The organism is Simplicispira metamorpha, from assembly GCF_004341365.1.
In the GTDB taxonomy this organism is placed as follows: domain Bacteria; phylum Pseudomonadota; class Gammaproteobacteria; order Burkholderiales; family Burkholderiaceae_C; genus Simplicispira; species Simplicispira metamorpha.
Genome location: NZ_SLXH01000002.1, coordinates 113,971 through 132,953, shown reverse-complemented (window position 1 = coordinate 132,953; position 18,983 = coordinate 113,971). Strand labels below are relative to the sequence as shown.

At 64.2% G+C, this 18,983-nt stretch carries 17 protein-coding genes; 12 read left to right on the top strand and 5 right to left on the bottom strand.

The annotated features are described in order from the left end of the window. The first annotated feature begins 113 nt into the window (after positions 1-113). From EV674_RS01870 to EV674_RS01835, 8 genes are all read left to right on the top strand, one after another. A complete protein-coding gene (locus EV674_RS01870) occupies positions 114-1,298 on the top strand; it encodes a pyridoxal phosphate-dependent aminotransferase (RefSeq protein ID WP_119011841.1) in 1,185 nt (394 codons plus the stop codon). A 13-nt stretch (positions 1,299-1,311) separates the two neighbouring features. Further along, on the top strand, positions 1,312-1,731 hold the full coding sequence (locus tag EV674_RS01865; RefSeq protein WP_119011840.1) for a YbgC/FadM family acyl-CoA thioesterase: 420 nt from the start codon (positions 1,312-1,314) through the stop codon (positions 1,729-1,731). Then, on the top strand, positions 1,728-2,432 hold the full coding sequence (gene tolQ, locus EV674_RS01860; protein ID WP_119011839.1) for a protein TolQ: 705 nt from the start codon (positions 1,728-1,730) through the stop codon (positions 2,430-2,432). The genes EV674_RS01865 and tolQ overlap by 4 nt, the downstream gene beginning before the upstream one ends. 15 nt (positions 2,433-2,447) lie before the next feature. Further along, positions 2,448-2,870 (top strand): ExbD/TolR family protein, encoded by a 423-nt coding sequence (locus EV674_RS01855; protein ID WP_119011838.1) that lies wholly within the window; start codon positions 2,448-2,450, stop codon positions 2,868-2,870. A 25-nt stretch (positions 2,871-2,895) separates the two neighbouring features. Next, positions 2,896-4,152 carry a cell envelope integrity protein TolA gene (tolA, locus tag EV674_RS01850; RefSeq protein ID WP_119011837.1) on the top strand — a complete coding sequence of 419 codons (1,257 nt, stop codon included), beginning with the start codon at positions 2,896-2,898 and terminating at the stop codon, positions 4,150-4,152. Between the two features lie 89 nt (positions 4,153-4,241). Then, a complete protein-coding gene (gene trhP / locus EV674_RS01845) occupies positions 4,242-5,606 on the top strand; it encodes a prephenate-dependent tRNA uridine(34) hydroxylase TrhP (protein WP_119011836.1) in 1,365 nt (454 codons plus the stop codon). Positions 5,607-5,769: 163 nt separating this feature from the next. Continuing rightward, positions 5,770-6,582 carry a ParB N-terminal domain-containing protein gene (locus EV674_RS01840; protein ID WP_119011835.1) on the top strand — a complete coding sequence of 271 codons (813 nt, stop codon included), beginning with the start codon at positions 5,770-5,772 and terminating at the stop codon, positions 6,580-6,582. A 113-nt stretch (positions 6,583-6,695) separates the two neighbouring features. Continuing rightward, on the top strand, positions 6,696-8,111 hold the full coding sequence (locus tag EV674_RS01835) for an aminotransferase-like domain-containing protein (protein ID WP_119011834.1): 1,416 nt from the start codon (positions 6,696-6,698) through the stop codon (positions 8,109-8,111). 32 nt (positions 8,112-8,143) lie between these two features. Here the strand turns inward: EV674_RS01835 and ccoG are convergent, their stop codons facing one another. The 5 genes from ccoG to EV674_RS01810 all read right to left on the bottom strand — a co-directional run bounded on the left by ccoG (position 8,144) and on the right by EV674_RS01810 (position 15,135). Then, a complete protein-coding gene (ccoG, locus tag EV674_RS01830) occupies positions 8,144-9,589 on the bottom strand; it encodes a cytochrome c oxidase accessory protein CcoG (RefSeq protein WP_119011833.1) in 1,446 nt (481 codons plus the stop codon). Between the two features lie 166 nt (positions 9,590-9,755). Beyond that, entirely contained in the window at positions 9,756-12,347 is a 2,592-nt protein-coding gene (acnB, locus tag EV674_RS01825) for a bifunctional aconitate hydratase 2/2-methylisocitrate dehydratase (protein WP_119011832.1), read from the bottom strand. A gap of 43 nt (positions 12,348-12,390) precedes the next feature. Further along, positions 12,391-13,035, bottom strand: coding sequence for a hypothetical protein (locus EV674_RS01820; RefSeq protein ID WP_119011831.1), 645 nt, complete (start codon positions 13,033-13,035; stop codon positions 12,391-12,393). A 28-nt stretch (positions 13,036-13,063) separates the two neighbouring features. Continuing rightward, complete coding sequence (locus EV674_RS01815) at positions 13,064-14,053, bottom strand: HpcH/HpaI aldolase/citrate lyase family protein (protein ID WP_119011830.1); 990 nt, start codon at positions 14,051-14,053, stop codon at positions 13,064-13,066. Between the two features lie 95 nt (positions 14,054-14,148). Beyond that, a complete protein-coding gene (locus EV674_RS01810; protein ID WP_119011829.1) occupies positions 14,149-15,135 on the bottom strand; it encodes a malate dehydrogenase in 987 nt (328 codons plus the stop codon). 211 nt (positions 15,136-15,346) lie between these two features. Between EV674_RS01810 and EV674_RS01805 the strand changes: the two genes are divergently transcribed. From EV674_RS01805 to sdhA, 4 genes are all read left to right on the top strand, one after another. Further along, a complete protein-coding gene (locus tag EV674_RS01805; RefSeq protein WP_119011908.1) occupies positions 15,347-16,138 on the top strand; it encodes a GntR family transcriptional regulator in 792 nt (263 codons plus the stop codon). Positions 16,139-16,282: 144 nt separating this feature from the next. After that, positions 16,283-16,717: a succinate dehydrogenase, cytochrome b556 subunit gene (gene sdhC, locus EV674_RS01800; RefSeq protein WP_119011828.1), complete on the top strand. Its 435-nt coding sequence runs from the start codon at positions 16,283-16,285 to the stop codon at positions 16,715-16,717. A gap of 60 nt (positions 16,718-16,777) precedes the next feature. After that, on the top strand, positions 16,778-17,143 hold the full coding sequence (sdhD, locus tag EV674_RS01795) for a succinate dehydrogenase, hydrophobic membrane anchor protein (RefSeq protein WP_119011827.1): 366 nt from the start codon (positions 16,778-16,780) through the stop codon (positions 17,141-17,143). A 22-nt stretch (positions 17,144-17,165) separates the two neighbouring features. After that, on the top strand, positions 17,166-18,974 hold the full coding sequence (sdhA, locus tag EV674_RS01790; protein ID WP_119011826.1) for a succinate dehydrogenase flavoprotein subunit: 1,809 nt from the start codon (positions 17,166-17,168) through the stop codon (positions 18,972-18,974). Positions 18,975-18,983: the final 9 nt, after the last annotated feature.

The window sequence follows — 18,983 nt, the reverse complement described above, 5'->3', positions numbered from 1 at the left end:
GCGCCATCGCCTGCGCCGCCACCCCCACGGCGGACAGGCGCTACGTTGGCCACCCTGCCCTTTTTTGCCCCGAAAGACTGCGAATCTTTGCGCCGCTGCGGCCCACCTGCCCCATGAAAATCTCCACCCGCGCCCAGCGCATCGAACCGTTTTACGTGATGGAAGTGGCCAAGGCCGCCCAGGCCCTGGCACGCGAGGTGGCCGACACGCGCGAGCCGATGGTCTTTTTGAACATCGGTGAGCCCGACTTCACCGCGCCACCCCTGGTGCAGGAGGCCGCCCAGCGCGCCATCCAGAGCGGCGCCACGCAGTACACGCCATCGCTGGGACTGGAGCCGCTGCGCGAGCGCATCAGCGGCTGGTACGCACAGCGCTTTGGCGTTGATGTGCCAGCGCGGCGCATCGTCGTCACCGCCGGCGCGTCGGCGGCGCTGCAACTGGCCTGCCTGGCACTGATCGACGCGGGCGACGAAATCCTGATGCCCGATCCCAGCTACCCCTGCAACCGGCACTTTGTCAGTGCGGCAGAGGGCAAGGCAGTGCTCATCCCGACCACGGCCGCCGAGCGCTTTCAGCTCAGTGCCGACAAGGTGCGCGCCGCCTGGAACGCGCAAACGCGCGGCGTGCTGCTGGCCTCGCCCTCCAACCCCACGGGCACCTCGATTGCGCCCGATGAGCTGCGCCGCATTCATGCCGTGGTGCAAGAGCGCGGCGGCGTGACCATCGTCGATGAGATTTATCTGGGCCTGGGCTACGACGACGCCTTTGCCCAGACCGCGCTGGCCATCGACGAGAACATCATCAGCATCAACAGCTTCAGCAAATACTTCAACATGACCGGCTGGCGCCTGGGCTGGATGGTGGTGCCCGATGCGCTGGTGCCAGTGGTCGAGCGCCTGGCGCAAAACCTGTTCATCTGCGCCAGCACCGTGTCACAGCACGCCGCGCTGGCCTGCTTCGAGCAAGGCAGCATCGCCGAGTACGAACGCCGCCGCGCCGAGTTCAAGGCGCGGCGCGACTACTTCATCCCGCAGCTGCAAGCGCTGGGCCTGGACGTGCCGGTGCAGCCCGACGGCGCCTTCTACGCCTGGGCCGACTGCACCCATGCTGCGCACAAGCTGGGCGTGCAAGGCAGCTGGGACTTTGCCTACGAGCTGATGCGCCGCGCCCACATCGCCATCACGCCAGGGCGCGACTTCGGCATGGCCGATACGCAGCGCTTTGTGCGTTTTTCCACGGCCAGCTCCATGGCGCAGCTGCAAGAAGCCGTGGCGCGCCTGCGCGCGCTGCTGGGCTGAAGGGCACACCACCATGGCAGCGTTTGCGTGGCCCGTGCGCATTTACTGGGAGGACACCGATGCGGGCGGCATCGTGTTCTACGCCAACTACCTGAAGTTTTTTGAGCGCGCGCGCACCGAATGGCTGCGCTCGCTGGGCCTGGGCCAGCAGCACCTGCGGGAACAAAATGGCGGCATGTTTGTCGTTACCGATGCGCGTGTGCGCTACCTGCGCCCGGCACGGCTGGACGATGAACTCCTTGTTACCGCAGAGCTACAAGCCCACGGTGGGGCCTCCCTGACCATCGTGCAGCAAGCACTCCTCAAGCCAGAGCCCATGAACACCACCCCCACGCCGCTCCTCAGCGAAGGCACCATCCGCATCGGCTGGGTGGACGCCACCACGCTGCGCCCTGCGCGCATCCCTAGCACCCTTCTGGAAATACTTTCATGAACTCCCAAGACATGTCCATCGTCAACCTGGTGCTGCATGCCAGTTGGGTGGTGCAACTGGTCATGCTGCTGCTGCTGTGCGTGTCCGTGGCCAGCTGGGCAGCGATTTTTCGCAAACTGATTGCCTTGAAGCGCGTCAAGGCACTGAACGAAGACTTCGAGCGCGATTTCTGGTCGGGCACCAGCCTCAACGACCTGTATGCCAGCGCCACGCAAAACGCCAAGCACGCTGGCCCCATGGAGCGCATTTTTGCCAGCGGCACGCGCGAATACCAAAAGCTGCGCGAGCGCCGTATCCAGGACACGGGCACGCTGCTCGACGGTGCCCGCCGCGCCATGCGTGCCAGCTTCCAGCGCGAGATGGATGTGGTCGAATCGAGCCTGTCGTTTCTGGGTTCGGTGGCCTCGGTGTCGCCGTATGTGGGGCTGTTTGGCACCGTCTGGGGGATCATGCACGCCTTCACCGGCTTTGCCGGCATGGAGCAAGTCACGCTGGCCACGGTGGCGCCCGGCATTGCCGAAGCGCTGGTGGCCACAGCGCTGGGGCTGTTTTCGGCCATCCCGGCGGTGATTGCATACAACCGCTTTGCCCACGACTGCGACCGCGTGGCCAACCAGCTGGAAACCTTCATCGAAGAGTTCTCCAACATCTTGCAGCGCAACCTGGGCGCGCAGCCCGCCAGCTCGGCCTCAGGCCATTGATACAGGAGGCTGCCCATGCCCGCCACCACCTCGCGCCAACGCGGTCGCCGCACCATGAACGAGATCAACATGGTGCCGTTCATTGACGTGATGCTGGTGCTGCTCATCATCTTCATGGTGACGGCGCCCATGCTCACGCCTGGCATGGTCAATGTGCCCACCGTGGGCAAAGGCAGCAAGCCGCCCAAAGCCTTTGGCCAGGTGATCGTGCAAAAAGACGGCACGCTGCAACTCAAAACCGATGGCCAGGAGCGCCCCGTCACCCTGCAAGAGCTGGGCCGCACTGCCAAAACCTGGCAGGCCAGCCAGCCGCCCGATACGCCCGTGCTCATCAGTGCCGACAAAACCGTGGCCTACGACAACGTCTTGCAGGCCATGGATGCCCTGCAAAAAGCGGGCGTACAGCGCGTAGGCCTGTCGGTCAAACAAGGCGGCTGACGCACAGACCCCACACCCACACCGCATGCACAGCCACACCGAACGCGACCACTTTGCACCGCCGCGCCCCCCGGGGCGCCTGCGCGCCATCGCCCTGGCGGTGCTGGCGCACGCGGTGCTGATCGCTGCGCTGACCTGGGGCGTGAACTGGAAAACCAGCAGCGACGACAGTGCCAACGATGGCGGCGAAAGCGCCCTGCAAGCGCAGCTGTGGTCAGCCCTGCCCCAGCAGGCCGCACCGCGCACGGCACCACCGCCACCACCGGAGGTGGTGCAGCCCACCCTGCCCCCGCCACCGCCGACCGAACCCGTGCGCGCCCCCCCGCCGCCGCCGCCGCCCCCCGTGCTGCCCACGCCCGCACCGGCACCCGTGCGCCAGGCCGTGCCCGACACCCGCGAGGCCGACATCGCCATCGAGCGCGAGAAAAAACGCCTGCAAAAAGAACAGCAAGAGAAAGAACGCCAGCGCCAGCAAGAGCGTGAACAACGCGAACGCGAGAAAGAGCGCAAGGAAGAAGAGCGCCGCGACCGCCTGGAGCAAGAGAAAAAAGAGCGCTTGCAAAAAGAAAAAGAGAAAGAAAAAACCCAGAAAGCCGACAAGGCCGAGCGCGAGAAAGAACGCAAGGAAGAAGAACGCCGCGAGCGCCTGGAGCAAGAGAAAAAAGAACGCCTGCAAAAAGAAAAAGAGAAAGAGAAAGAGCGCGAAAAAGCCGACAAAGCCGAACGCGAAAAAGAACGCCAGGAAAAACTCGAAAAGCAAAAACAGCAGGCAGAAGAGAAAAAACGCCAGGCCCAGGAAGAGCAGCGCAAGCAAGAGGCCCTGGAAAAAGCCAGCGCCAAAGCCTCGGAAGCGCGGCGCCAGGAAGCCCTGCGCCGCATGCAGGGCCTGGCTGGCGCCACGGGCGACGACGACGCCACGGGTAATGCCAAACACAGCAGCAGCCCCAATGCCGGTGCTGGCGGCAGCGGCACGGGTGCGGGTGGCAAAGGCCAGGGCAGCGGCAGCGGTGGCCCCTCGGCGGGCTACGGCGGCAAAGTGGCCGCCAAGGTCAAGCCCAACATCGTCTATCCCGACGCCCTGACCGGCAACCCGCGCGCCGAAGTGGAAGTGCGCACCGCCCCCGATGGCACCATCGTCGGCACGCGCCTGGTGCAGTCCAGCGGCAACAAGGCCTGGGACGAGGCCGTGGTGCGCGCCCTGCAAAAAACCGAAACCCTGCCACGCGACGTGGATGGCCGCGTACCCAACCCGCTGGTCATCGGCTTCCGGCCCAAAGACTGAAAGCGCTGCGGCCCGCGCGCCGCAGCCCTCTCCCCCATCACTGACACTGACCCTGGTGCGCCCCCCGCGCCCCGCCCAAGGACACCGCCATGCAACCCAAAAGCCCCGAACTCCTCCTGCCCGCTGGCTCGCTCGACAAAATGCGCGCCGCCTACGACTTTGGCGCCGACGCCGTGTACGCGGGCCAGCCGCGCTACAGCTTGCGCGCGCGCAACAACGAGTTTCGCATCGAGCAAATCCAGCAAGGCATACAAGAGGCCCACGCGCGCGGCAAAAAGTTCTTTTTGACCAGCAACCTGCTGCCGCACAACGACAAGGTGCGCACCTACCTGCGCGACATCGAACCCATCATCGCCATGGGGCCGGACGCCCTCATCATGGCCGACCCCGGCCTGATCATGATGGTGCGCGAGAAGTGGCCACAGGTGCCGATTCACCTGTCGGTACAGGCCAACACCGTCAACTTCATGGCCGTGAAGTTCTGGCAGAAGGTGGGCGTGACCCGCATCATCCTGTCGCGCGAACTGAGCCTGGACGAGATCGCCAAAATCCGCCAGGAATGCCCCGACATGGAGCTGGAAGTGTTTGTCCACGGCGCACTGTGCATTGCCTACTCGGGCCGCTGCCTACTCTCGGGCTACTTCAACCGCCGCGACCCCAACCAAGGCACCTGCACCAACGCCTGCCGCTGGAACTACGCCACGCAAAGCACCGCCACCGACCCCAACACCGGCGAGGCCATTGCCCAGCCCATGGAAGGCGACTTCGACTTTGCCAAGGCCCAAGAAGACGAGCACAGCGCCTTTGCCGCCTGCGGTGGCGGCGCGCGCCACCCGCTGGCCGACCAGGTCTATCTGCTGGAAGAAAAAGAGCGCCCCGGCCAGCTCATGCCCATCATGGAAGACGAGCATGGCACCTACATCATGAACAGCAAAGACCTGCGCGCCGTCGAGCATGTGCAGCGGCTGGTGGAGATTGGTGTCGATTCGCTGAAGATCGAGGGGCGCACCAAGAGCCAGTACTACGTCTCGCGCACGGCGCAGGTGTACCGCCGCGCCATTGACGACGCCGTGGCCGGGCGCGCCTTCAACCCCGAACTCATCACCGAGCTGGAGGGCCTGGCCAACCGGGGCTACACCAGCGGTTTTCTGGAGCGCCGCCCGGCCAACGATTACCAGAACTATGAAACCGGCAGCTCCGGCGCGCGGCGCAGCCAGTTTGTGGCCGAGGTCAAAAACGCCACCGACGGCTGGGCCGAAGTCGAAACCAAAAACCGTTTTGCCGTGGGCGACACACTCGAAATCATCCACCCCAGCGGCAACCGACTCGTGCAGCTGACGCAGATGCGCGGTCTGGAAGGCGAGGAACTGCAAGTGGCCGCCGGCAGCCCGCTGCGTGTGCGCATCCCGCTGGACGGCCCCGCCGAGGGCGCGCTGATTGCCCGGCTGCTGTAAGCGGCGCGCGCTCCCGGCGCCCTGTGGCAGCCCGCAAGGGCTGTACGGGCGCTATGTATTCAATAGCTGCTAGCGCATATCCTGCGTGGCTTTCAGCATCAAAACACCCTGAAAACCTTGCGCAGTGCGCGCTAGCAGCTCTCATTTTTGCACTGAACACCGTATGAATATCGTCGTCAATCCCGATCTGCAAGCCTATATCGACCCGCTCACGCCCGAGGAATACACCGCCCTGGAGCGCAGCATCCTTGCCGAGGGCTGCCGCGATGCGCTGGTGCTGTGGGGCGAAGTGCTGGTCGATGGCCACAACCGCTATGGCATTTGCCAAAAGCACGGCATTACGTTCCAGACCGTGCAAAACACGCGCTTTACGTCGATGGAGGACGTGCACCTGTGGATGATCGAGCAGCACCTGGGGCGGCGCAGCGTATCGGACTTCCAGCGCGGCGTACTGGCGCTGCGCCAGCGCGAAATCGTGGCGGCGCGCCGCGAGCGCGCACTGGCCCAGGCCCCCGCAGATGCGCCCGATGCCGCCCCCGGCACCGATGCCACCGCGCCGGATGGCGTCACCAGCACGGCGCCCGAACCGCTGCCCAGCCGCGAGGCCATCGCCAAGGCCGCGCGCATCAGCAGCACGCAGGTCAAGCTGATCGAAACCATCCAAAAGCAGGCTGCGCCCGAGGTGGTGGCCGCCGTCAGGTCGGGCACGCTGTCGATCAACGCCGCCGCTGCCGTGGCCAGCCTGCCCGCCGAGGAGCAAGTGGCCGCCGCCAGCGCGGGTGCCGATGAACTCAAGCAGGCCGCCAAGCGCGTGCGCGAAGCCAAACGCAAGCCGCGCACCACGCCCGCCGCCAGTGAAGACGCCACCGACCTGCCCGACACCGTGCCCGCCCTGCAACAGCGCGTGCTGGAGCTGATGGCGCAAAACGACGCCCTGCGCCAGCAAGTGGCCGCGCTGCAAGCGCTGCTGCCCTGAGGCGGATCCGCGATCCGTGCAATGAACACCCTCTCAGCCTTGCACCTGAGCGGTGATCCCATCGACTGCACCGTGCGGGCACCCACGCCCCTGCTCCCCGCCGTGGCCAGCCCATGAAACGCTACGAAGCCCTGGCCGCCGACATCGAAGCCTCTATCTGCGCAGGGGTGCTGCGCCCGGGGGACAAACTGCCCTCGGTGCGCCACACCTGCACCAGCCGGGGCGTGAGCGCCTCGACCGTGTTCCAGGCGTACTACCTGCTGGAGGCGCGCGGCCTGGTACAGGCGCGCGAGCGCTCGGGCTACTTTGTGCGTGCGGGCCTGCGCCGTGCGCCACCCGAGCCTGAACAGGCTTCGCAGCCCACAGGCCAATCGATTGCCGTCGATGTGAGCGAGCGCGTGTTCGAGGTGCTGGAGTCCAGCATGGCGCGCGATGTGGTGCCACTGGGTTCGGCCTTTCCCAGCCCGCTGCTGTACCCGCTGCAACGCCTGGGCCAGGCACTGGCCACCAGTGCCAAGTCGCTGGACCCGTGGCGCTCGGTGGACGACCTCACGCCCGGCCATGCCGACCTGCGCCGCCAGATCGCGCTGCGCTACCTGGCGGCGGGCATGCCGGTGTCTGCGGACGACATCGTCATCACCAACGGCGCCCTGGAAGCACTGAACCTGTGCCTGACCGCCGTCACGCGCGCGGGCGATGCGGTGGTGGTGGAATCGCCCACGTTTTACGCTGCCTTACAGTCGCTGGAGCGCATGGGCCTGCATGCCATCGAGGTGCCCACCCACCCGCGCGAGGGCATTGACCTGGCCGCGCTGGAGGCGGCCATCGTGCGCCACCGCCCCAAAGCCTGCTGGCTGATGACCACCTTCCAGAATCCGCTGGGCAGCCTGATGCCCGAAGCCAAGAAAAAAGCGCTGGTCGCCTTGACCACCCGCCACGGCGTAGCACTGATTGAGGACGATGTGTACGCCGAGCTGTATTTTGGCGACCATCGCCCACTGCCCGCCAAGGCGTTTGACACCGAAGGGCTGGTGCTGCACTGCGGCTCGTTCTCCAAATCGCTGGCGCCGGGCTACCGCATCGGCTGGGCCGCGCCGGGACGCTTTACCCGCGCCGTGGCGCGGCACAAACTGACCAGCACGCTGAGCGCCTCGGCACCGGCCCAGGCGGCACTGGCGCTGTACCTGGAGCGCGGCGGTTTCGACAAACACCTGCGCAAGCTGCGCGCGGCGCTGGCGGCGCAGCAGGCGGTGTTTGCCCAGGCCGTGGGGCATTACTTTCCCCCTGGCACGCGGGCCACGCGGCCCGAGGGCGGCTATTTTCTGTGGGTGGAACTGCCCGAAGGCTGCGATGCGCTGCACATCCACCGCCAGGCGCTGGCGCAGGGCATCAGCGTGGCGCCGGGGCCGATTTTCTCGGCCTCGCACGCCTTCACCAACTGCCTGCGCCTGAACTATGGCCACACCTGGAACGCGCGCACCGAGCAGGCGCTGGCCACGCTGGGCCAGATCAGCGCAGCAGCGGCGTAGGCCGCTGGAGCCGCGCGGCGGCTGGCGGCAGCTCAGCGCGGCACCAGGAAAGTGGTTTTCTCACGCAGCTGCACTGCTGCATCGCCCGTGGCCGTGATCTCCAGCACCACGGGGTGCGATCCCGCTGCGGCCACCACACCCGCAGGCAGGCGCAGGCGCACCACCACCCAGCGCGCCTCGGCGGCGGCCACGTCCACCTCGGTGTCCGAAGCCACATGCAACCCCTCCAGGCCGCTGGCCGCCAGACGGTAGCGCTGGGGCACCTCGGTGGCGTTGGCGATTTGCAGGCGGTACACGTTCTCGATCTGCCCGCGCTCTACCTGGCGCGCCAGCACGCCACGGTCACGGATCACGTCCACCTTGAGCGGGGTGCGCACCACCAGACTGCTCACCATGGCCAGCGTCAGGGCCAGGAGCGCTGCGCTGTAGAGCAGCACGCGCGGGCGGGCTACGCGGCGCAGCACCTGGCGCGGGCTCCAGCGCTGGGCCAGGGCGTTGGGCGTGGTGTAGCGGATCAGGCCGCGCGGGTACTGCATCTTGTCCATGACGGAGTTGCAGGCGTCCACGCACAGGCCGCAGCCAATGCACTCGTACTGCAGGCCATCGCGGATGTCGATGCCCACCGGGCAGACCTGCACGCACAGTGTGCAGTCAATGCAGTCGCCCAGTCCCTGCGCCTTGTAGTCCACTGCCTTGGTGCGCGGGCCACGCGCCTCGCCACGTTCGGTGTCGTAGGTGACGATGAGCGTGTCTTTGTCAAACATGGCGCTCTGAAAACGCGCATACGGGCACATGTATTTGCAGATTTGCTCACGCAAAAAGCCGGCATTGCCGTAGGTGGCCAAGCCATAAAACAGCACCCAGAAAATCTGCCAGCCGCCTTGCAGCGCCATCACCTCGACGGCCAGGGTGCGGATCGGCACGAAGTAGCCGACGAAGGTAAAGCCCGTCCACAGCGACACCGCCACCCACAAGAACTGCTTGAGCGATTTGCGCCACAGCTTGTCCGCCGTCCACGGCGAGGCATCTAGGCGCAGGCGCGCGCTGCGGTCGCCCTCCACCCGGTGCTCGATCCACATGAAGATTTCGGTATAGACCGTCTGCGGGCAGGCAAAGCCGCACCACAGCCGCCCCGCCACCGCCGTGAACAAAAACAGCGACAGCGCCGAAATGATCAGCAGTGCCGTGAGGTAGATGAAATCCTGCGGGTAGAGCAGCAGCCCGAACAGGTAAAAGCGCCGCTGCTCCAGGTCAAACAGCAGCATCTGCCGGTCGTTCCACTGCAACCAGGGCACGATGTAGAAGAACAACTGGGTGACCCACACCATGGCCCAGCGCCAATTGGCAAACACGCCGCGAATGGAGCGCGGCTGTATCTTGACCTGGGCTTCGTAGAGCGAGCCAGAATCGGCTGCCGGGGTGATGGGGATGACTTTGCGCGGCGATTTCCCGCGCGGTGGGGGGGGAGTGTGGGACATGCAAGCCTCAAAACAACAACCAGGGGCGCTGCGCAGCGCCCCTGTGCCAAGGTCTTGACTATGGCGCAGCCCGCACCGCAATCACAGCAGCAGATGCGGCAATCCGGGGCGTATCAGATACAAAAAAACCCGCCGAAGCGGGTTTTCAAGGAGCGCAACAGGCGGCTCAGGCGGCAACGCCCTTGGCCACGTCGGCGTACTCTTCGATCTGGTCGAAGTTCATGTAGCGGTACACGCTGGCCTTGTCGGCGTCGATCACGCCCATCGCGGCCAAGTACTCTTCCTTGGTCGGCAGCTTGCCCAGCTTGGAGGCAATGGCGGCCAACTCGGCCGAGCCCAGGAACACGTTGGTGTTCTTGCCCAGGCGGTTGGGGAAGTTGCGCGTGCTGGTCGAAATGACCGTGGCGCCTTCACGCACCTGCGCCTGGTTGCCCATGCACAGCGAGCAGCCGGGCATTTCGGTGCGCGCACCGGAGGCGCCAAACGCGGCGTAATGGCCTTCCTTGATCAGCTCGGACTGGTCCATCTTGGTGGGCGGAGCCACCCACATCTTGACGGGGATGTCGCGCTGGCCGCCCAGCAGCTTGGCGGCAGCACGGAAATGGCCGATGTTGGTCATGCACGAACCGATGAAGGACTCGTCAATCTTGGTGCCAGCCACTTCAGACAGGAACTTGGCGTCGTCCGGATCGTTGGGGCAGCAGACGATGGGTTCCTTGATGTCAGCCAGGTCGATTTCGATCACGGCGGCGTATTCGGCATCCTTGTCGGCTTCGAGCAGGTTGGGGTTGGCCAACCAGGCTTCGACCTTCTCGATGCGGCGGGCCAGCGTCTTGGCGTCGGCATAACCGTCAGCGATCATGTTCTTCATCAGCACGATGTTCGAGCGCAGGTATTCAGCCACCGGCTCTTTGTTGAGCTTGATGGTGCAGCCCGCAGCGGAGCGCTCGGCGGACGCGTCCGACAGCTCAAACGCTTGCTCGACCTTCAGGTCGGGCAGGCCTTCGATTTCCAGGATACGGCCCGAGAAGGCATTGACCTTGCCCGCCTTGGCCACCGTGAGCAGACCTTGCTTGATGGCGTACAGCGGAATCGCATGCACCAGATCGCGCAGGGTCACGCCAGGCTGCATTTCGCCCTTGAAGCGCACCAGGATGGATTCAGGCATGTCCAGCGGCATCACGCCCGTGGCGGCACCAAAGGCCACCAGACCGGAGCCTGCGGGGAAGGAAATGCCGATGGGGAAGCGGGTGTGCGAATCGCCACCGGTGCCCACGGTGTCGGGCAGCAGCAGGCGGTTGAGCCAGCTGTGGATCACACCGTCGCCGGGGCGCAGGGCCACACCGCCACGGTTGCTGATGAAGGCAGGCAGTTCGCGGTGCGTTTTCACGTCCACCGACTTGGGGTAGGCGGCGGTGTGGCAGAACGATTGCATGACCAGATCGGCCGAGAAGCCCAGGCAAGCCAGGTCTTTCAGCTCGTCGCGGGTCATGGGGCCGGTGGTGTCTTGCGAACCGACGGTGGTCATCTTGGGTTCGCAGTAGGTACCGGGGCGCACGCCCTGGCCTTCGGGCAGACCGACGGCGCGGCCCACCATTTTTTGCGCCAGCGTGAAGCCAGCCTTCGACTCTGCCGGGGCAGTGGGCAGGCGGAACAGCGTAGAAGCGCTCAGGCCCAAAAATTCACGGGCCTTGGCGGTCAGGCTGCGGCCAATGATCAGGTTGATACGGCCGCCGGCGCGCACTTCGTCAAACAGCACGTCGCTCTTGAGCGCGAATTCAGCCACGGTTTCGCCGTTTTTGACGATCTTGCCGTCGTAGGGCAGCACGTCGATGACGTCACCCATTTCGAGCTTGGAGACGTCCACTTCGATGGGCAGCGAGCCCGAGTCTTCTTGCGTGTTGAAGAAGATGGGAGCGATCTTGCCGCCCAGGGTCACGCCACCAAAGCGTTTGTTGGGCACGAAGGGGATGTCTTGGCCGGTGGCCCAAACGATGGAGTTGGTGGCCGACTTGCGGCTGGAGCCCGTGCCCACCACGTCGCCGACGTAGGCCACCAGATGGCCCTTTTTCTTCAGGTCGTCGATGAACTGCATGGGGCCGCGCTTGCCGTCTTCTTCGGGCTTGAAGGCTGCGTCAGGGCGCGTGTTCTTCAACATCGCCAGGTAGTGCAGCGGGATGTCGGGACGGCTCCAGGCATCGGGCGCAGGCGAGAGGTCGTCGGTGTTGGTTTCGCCGGGCACCTTGAACACGGTGACGGTGATTTTCTTCTCGACTTCGGGGCGGCTGGTGAACCACTCGGCATTGGCCCACGATTGCATCACTTCCTTGGCTTTGGCATTGCCCGCCTTGGCTTTGTCAGCAACGTCGTTGAAGAAGTCGAACATCAGCAGCGTCTTTTTCAGCGCTTCGGCAGCCACGGCGGCCACATCGGTGTCCTCCAGCAGCTCAATCAGGGGGTGGACGTTGTAGCCACCGACCATGGTGCCCAGCAGCTCGGTGGCCTTGGCCTTGGAAATCAGCGCAACTTGCACGTCGCCGTGGGCGACAGCGGCCAGGAACGAGGCCTTGACCTTGGCGGCATCGTCCACACCAGGGGGCACGCGGTGCGTGAGCAAATCGAGCAAGAAGGCATCTTCACCAGCGGGCGGGTTCTTGATCAGCTCGATCAGGTCGGCTACTTGCTTGGCATCCAGGGGCAGTGGGGGAATGCCCAGCGCTGCGCGCTCGGCCACGTGGTCACGGTAGGCTTTCAACATCGGTTTCTCCGGTAGTTTTTGTGAAGTGGGGCAACACCAGGACTTACCTGGCGTTATTGGGCAGCGCGTCCAACACGCTGGGTGGGGGGTTTTTCTTGATGGCCTGGGCCACTTGGTACTGTGCCGGGCTCATGCACTCATCGGCCAGGCGCTGGCCGCGTTTTTGGTCCATGAGCATGGATTTGTTGGCAATCTGCAACCAGACGGCCCCGGCCTTCTGGTCTTCCAGGCGCACGGCGCCGGTGGTGGTGGCCACCGGCGCCATGTGGTATTTGAAGCCTTTGCCATCGACATGGAAATGGCCTGGCGCGTTGGCGTCAGCGGTCACGTTGACCGAAGCCCCCAGCTCACAAGGGATGTGGCCGACGTGAACCTGCTCGGCGATCGACAGCTCTTGCTGCGTCAGCCCTGCGGCGGCGACGCCCGCTGCACCGACGGCACCCGCTGCCACAGCGCCGACGGCCACGGCCTTGGTGCGGCTGGGTTGCGCCTTGGCCACCAGAACTTTGTCATCGGCCTTGGCAGTGGTTTTGGCGCGGGGCTTGGCAGCGGCTTTGGCAGCACTGCTTTTCTTGGCGGCAGCGCTGGACGCATTTTTGGCGGGACTCTTGGGCGCAGTGGCTTGCGCCTGGGCCAGCACCACGGCGGGGGCCATTGCCAACAGGGTGATTGCAAACAGATTTTTCATGGCGGACAACTCCAGCGGTCAATTCGGGTCAGGAACAGGTGGGCGCAAACCAGGGTTGTACCGCAACTGGCAACGCTTGCCCGGTTTGGTGGGCGCGCTCCAGCACCTGCCAGAAATAACGGTAGCTGGCACGGTCGTGCAATACACCCTCAAAACTGATGGGAGCCCAATCTGCACCTGCGCCAGCAGCTATGATTTTTGCAGCAGACTCGATCTCATTCTGGGCGGGTGCAAAGGCCGCCAGAATGGGGCGGATCTGCGCGGGGTGGATGCTCCACATGCGCGTGTAGCCCAGATCAAAGGCGGCGCGGTGGGCGGCTGACTGCATGGCAGCGGTATCGCTGAACTCAGTGACCACGCAGTGCGACGGCACCTTGCCATGGGCATGGCAGGCCGAGGCAATTTCAAGCTTGGCACGCACCACCAGCGGGTGCGTGAACTGCCCGGCAGATGTCATGCCCGAAGCTGGAATGGCACCGCCATGGGCCGAGACAAAATCCATCAGGCCAAAGCTCATGCTTTGCACCGACGGGTGCGCGGCAATCTCGAAGGCACGGTGTACGGCAGCGGGCGACTCAATCAAAACATGTAGCGGCAGGCGCCCGGCGGACGCGGCTTGCAGGGCTTTTTCAGCCAAAAGTACGTCGTCCACCGACTCGACCTTGGGCAGCATGATGTGGCACAGCCGGTGGCCAGCCTCGCCCACGATGGTGGCGATGTCGTTGGCAAAAGCGGGGTGATCGACGGGGTGAACGCGGGCTGCCACACGGGCGCCGGGGGCGGCATCGCGGGCCAGGGCCGCTACCAGGGCGGCGTGCTGCGCCTCGGCACCGACGGGGGCGCCGTCTTCGCAGTCGAGGGTGACATCAAAGACGCAGGTGCCGAATTCTTCGGTCATTTCGGCCTGCAATTGCAGGCTTTTGCGCATGCGCACTTCCACGCCGCTGTAATGATCACAGACGGGCAGGAAGCCTGCCTGCGCTTGGGCACCCAAAAGAACGTCGCGGGGATGGGTCATGGCATCAAAAGCGCAGGCAAAAAGAGAGGAAAAAGGGGCAGCGCAAATTGCAACGGATGGCTCACCATCCGGGCAACCTGCGCTGTCAGGCGCGTTTACAGCAGGTGCTTGACGCCGTCGGCTTCGCCTTGCAGCTCGGCCAGGGTGATGTTGATGCGCTCTTGCGAGAAGGCATCGATTTCCAGACCTTCAACGATTTTGTATTCGCCGTTTTCAGTCGTCACGGGGAAGCCAAACACGATGCCGGCAGGAATGCCGTATTCGCCGTTGGAAGGCACGCCCATCGTCACCCATTCGCCGTTGGAGCCCAGGGCCCAGTCGCGCATGTGGTCGATGGCAGCGTTGGCAGCCGAAGCAGCCGACGACAGGCCGCGCGCTGCAATGATGGCCGCGCCGCGCTTGCCCACGGTGGGCAGGAAGGTGTCAGCGTTCCAGACTTGGTCGTTGATGGTGTCTTTGACCGAAGCGCCGTTGATGGTGGCAAAACGGTAGTCGGCGTACATGGTGGGCGAGTGGTTGCCCCACACCGTCAGCTTGCGGATGTCGCCCACGGCAGTGCCGGTCTTGGCAGCGATTTGCGAGGCAGCGCGGTTGTGGTCCAGGCGCAGCATGGCGGTGAAGTTCTTGGCCGGCAGATCGGGGGCCGACTTCATCGCGATGTAGGCGTTGGTGTTGGCGGGGTTACCGACCACCAGCACCTTGACGTTGCGGCTGGCGACCTTGTTCAGGGCCTTGCCTTGCACGGTGAAGATGGCAGCGTTGGCGGCCAACAGGTCGGCGCGCTCCATGCCGGGGCCACGGGGACGGGCACCGACCAACAGGGCGTAGTCGGTGTCTTTGAAAGCTTCTTCGGGGTTGCTGTGGGCTTCGATGCCAGCCAACAGCGGGAAGGCGCAGTCTTCCAGTTCCATGATCACGCCCTTGAGCGCGTTCTGGGCTTTTTCGTCAGGGATTTCGAGCAGTTGCAGGATGACGGGCTGGTCTTTGCCCAGCATTTCGCCGGAGGCGATGCGGAACAACAGGGCGTAACCGATTTGACCTGCTGCGCCAGTGACGGCCACGCGAACGGGTGCTTTGCTCATGGTGAAAACTCCAGGAAGTGAAGAAAAACAGGGAGGGGTGCAGCGGTTGCCACCTGCGCCTGTTACCAGCAACATGTGCCCCGCAAACAGCCGCCGATTCTACCGTTGATTTTCGTGCCGCGCCAATTTGTCTTATGTCTTATATAAGATATGATGCAGCCGTGCCATGCCTGGCGTTGCCGGGTCGCATGCCCGCATTGCCTGCGCCACCATGTCCTCCCTGCCCCTGCCCACCCCCGACAACCAGCCTTCGCCCTCCAGCGCAGCAAGCCTTCCCGCGCCAGCCTTCAGTCCCCTGTACCAGCAGATCAAGGGACTGATCCTGCAAAGCCTGCAAGCGGGCGAATGGAAACCCGGCGAGGCCATCCCCAGCGAAATGGAACTGGCCGCCCGTTTTCGCGTCAGCCAGGGCACGGTGCGCAAGGCCATTGACGATCTGGCCGCCGAACACCTGGTGATTCGCCGCCAGGGCAAGGGCACTTTTGTCGCCACCCATGCAGAGCAGCATGTGCAGTACCGCTTCCTCAAGCTGCTGCCCGACAGCGGCGATGCCAGCGTGGAAGGCCCTGCCGAGCGCAATATCCTCGATTGCAAGCGGGTGCGCGCCAGCGCTGAGGTGGCCCGCGCGCTGGGCCTGCGCACGGGCGACCCCGTAGTGCAGGCGCGTCGCATTTTGTCGTTCAGCGGCGTGCCCACCATTCTGGAAGACATCTGGCTGCCCGGCCAGGCCTTCAAGGGCCTGAGCGCCGCACAAATGGCCAGCTACCCCGGCCCCACCTACGCCATGCTGGAGCTGGACTTTGGCGTGCGCATGGTGCGCGCCGGAGAAAAACTCCGCGCCGTTCTGCCCGACGAAGAGCAGGCCAGGCTGTTACAAGTTACCCCCACCACACCGCTGCTGAGCGTAGAACGCATTGCTTACACCTATAACGATGTTCCCATGGAGTTACGCCGTGGTCTTTACCGCACAGACACACACCATTACCGCAACGAATTGAGTTGACAAAGCCCGTCTGTAAGCGCCACACAAGCAAAAAGCTGAAAATACAGCCCGCGCCAAACCCCTGCTTGCTGCATTGCAATAGAATTTTGGCTTCCCCCGTCCGCGCGAAATTACCAAGCAGTTACATCCACGAAAGCATTTGCCATGACCGAGCTAGCCAAAAAGCGGCCTGAATTCCGCAACATCAACGCCTTCAAGGACCTGACCACCTACCGCATGACGGCTGCTGCATGGGTTTCCATCCTGCACCGTGCCAGCGGCCTGATCATGTTCTTGTTGCTGCCCTTCATCATCTGGATGTTTGACACCTCCGTGTCTTCCGAGATTTCCTTCGGTCGCTTCACGTCTGCGTTCAGCGCAGGGCTGGGCTTCGTGCCCGGCTGGTTCGTCAAGCTCGCCGCACTGGCCCTGATCTGGGCCTACCTGCATCACCTGCTGGCCGGTATGCGCCACTTGTGGATGGACGTCAGCCACGACGCCGTCAGCAAAGAGTTTGGCAAGTCTTCCGCCACCGCCGTCCTGGTGGTGAGCATCGCCCTGGCGGTGGTGCTGGGCGCCAAGCTGTTTGGTCTGTACTGATGAACTGGCGGTGCCAGCCACTGCGGCAGCACCTGTGATCGACTCAAGAGGAAACTAACTATGTCCGTAAATTACGGTTCCAAGCGCATCGTCGTCGGTGCCCACTATGGCCTGCGCGACTGGCTCAGCCAGCGCGTGACGGCAGTCCTGATGGCCTTGTTCACCCTGGTGGTGCTGGCGCAAGTGGTGTTCAGCAAAGGCCCCATCGGCTACCACCTGTGGGCAGGCATTTTTGCCGCCCAATGGATGAAGGTACTGACCTTCTCCGTCATCGTGGCGCTGGCATGGCACGTCTGGGTTGGCGTGCGCGATGTGTTCATGGACTACATCCAACCCGTGGGTCTGCGCCTGACGCTGCAGGTCTTCACTATCGTCTGGCTGGTCGGCTGTGCTGGCTGGGGTTTCCAAGTTTTGTGGCGTCTCTGATTACCGCGACTGAAGGCAAATAATGAGCTACACCAACGCTAACATCACCAAGCGCAAATTTGACGTCGTCATCGTCGGCGCCGGCGGCTCCGGCATGCGCGCTGCCCTCGAACTGTCCCGCGCAGGCCTGAACGTGGCCTCGCTGTCCAAGGTGTTCCCCACCCGCTCGCACACTGTGGCAGCGCAAGGTGGCGTGAGCGCATCGCTGGGCAACATGTCCGAGGACAACTGGCACTACCACTTCTACGACACCATCAAGGGCTCCGACTGGCTGGGCGACCAGGACGCCATCGAGTTCATGTGCCGCGAAGCCCCCAAGGTCGTGTACGAGCTGGAACACTTCGGCATGCCGTTCGACCGCAACCCCGACGGCACCATTTACCAGCGCCCCTTTGGCGGCCACACCGCCAACTACGGCGAAAAACCTGTGCAGCGCGCCTGCGCCGCCGCTGACCGTACTGGCCACGCCATGCTGCACACGCTGTACCAACAGAACGTCAAGGCCAAGACCAACTTCTTCGTCGAATGGATGGCGCTGGACCTGATCCGCGACGCCGACGGCGACGTGGTGGGCGTGACCGCGCTGGAAATGGAAACCGGCGACCTGTACATCCTGGAAGCCAAGACCGTGCTGCTCGCCACGGGTGGCGCCGGCCGCATCTTCGCTGCCTCGACCAATGCCTTCATCAACACCGGCGACGGTCTGGGCATGGCGGCACGCGCCGGCATTCCGCTGCAGGACATGGAATTCTGGCAGTTCCACCCCACCGGCGTGGCCGGCGCCGGTGTGCTGCTGACCGAAGGCTGCCGTGGCGAAGGCGCCATCTTGCTCAACAGCAACGGCGAACGCTTCATGGAGCGCTATGCGCCCACCCTGAAAGACCTGGCACCGCGTGACTTCGTGTCCCGCTCCATGGACCAGGAAATCAAGGAAGGCCGTGGCTGTGGCCCCAACAAGGACTACGTGCTGCTCAAGCTCGACCACCTGGGCGCCGACACCATCCACAAGCGCCTGCCCTCGGTGTACGAAATTGGCGTCAACTTCGCCAACGTGGACATCACCAAAGAGCCCATCCCCGTGGTGCCCACCATCCACTACCAGATGGGTGGCGTGCCGACCAACATCAACGGCCAAGTGGTCACGCAGGCCAACGGTATCCACAATGCCGTGGTCAACGGCCTGTACGCGGTGGGCGAATGCTCGTGCGTCAGCGTGCACGGCGCCAACCGCCTGGGCACCAACTCGCTGCTGGATTTGCTGGTGTTCGGCAAGGCCGCTGGCCGCCACATTGTCGAGTTCAACGACAAGAACAAAGAGCACAAGCCTCTGCCCAAGGACGCGGCCGACCGCACCCTGGAGCGCCTGAACCAACTCGACAAGTCCAGCGAAGGCATCTATGCCCAAAGCTTGGCGGGCGACATCCGCACGGCCATGCAGCAACACGCTGGCGTGTTCCGTACACAGGCCAGCATGGACGAAGGCGTCAAAAAGATTGCTGAAATCCGCAGCCGCGTGGGCAAGGTCACCCTGAAAGACAAGTCCAAGGTGTTCAACACCGCCCGCATCGAAGCGCTGGAAGTGGACAACCTGATCGAAGTGGCCCAGGCCACCATGGTGTCTGCCGCCGCCCGTACCGAATGCCGTGGCGCCCACACCGTGTACGACTACGAGCATGGCGCCGACCACGCCGAGTTCCCGCTGGGCCGCAACGACAAGGAGTGGCTCAAGCACACCCTGTGGTACAGCGAAGGCAGCCGCCTCGATTACAAGCCGGTCAACCTCAAGCCCTTGACTGTGGACAGCGTGCCGCCCAAGGTTCGCACGTTCTAAACCAGTAGC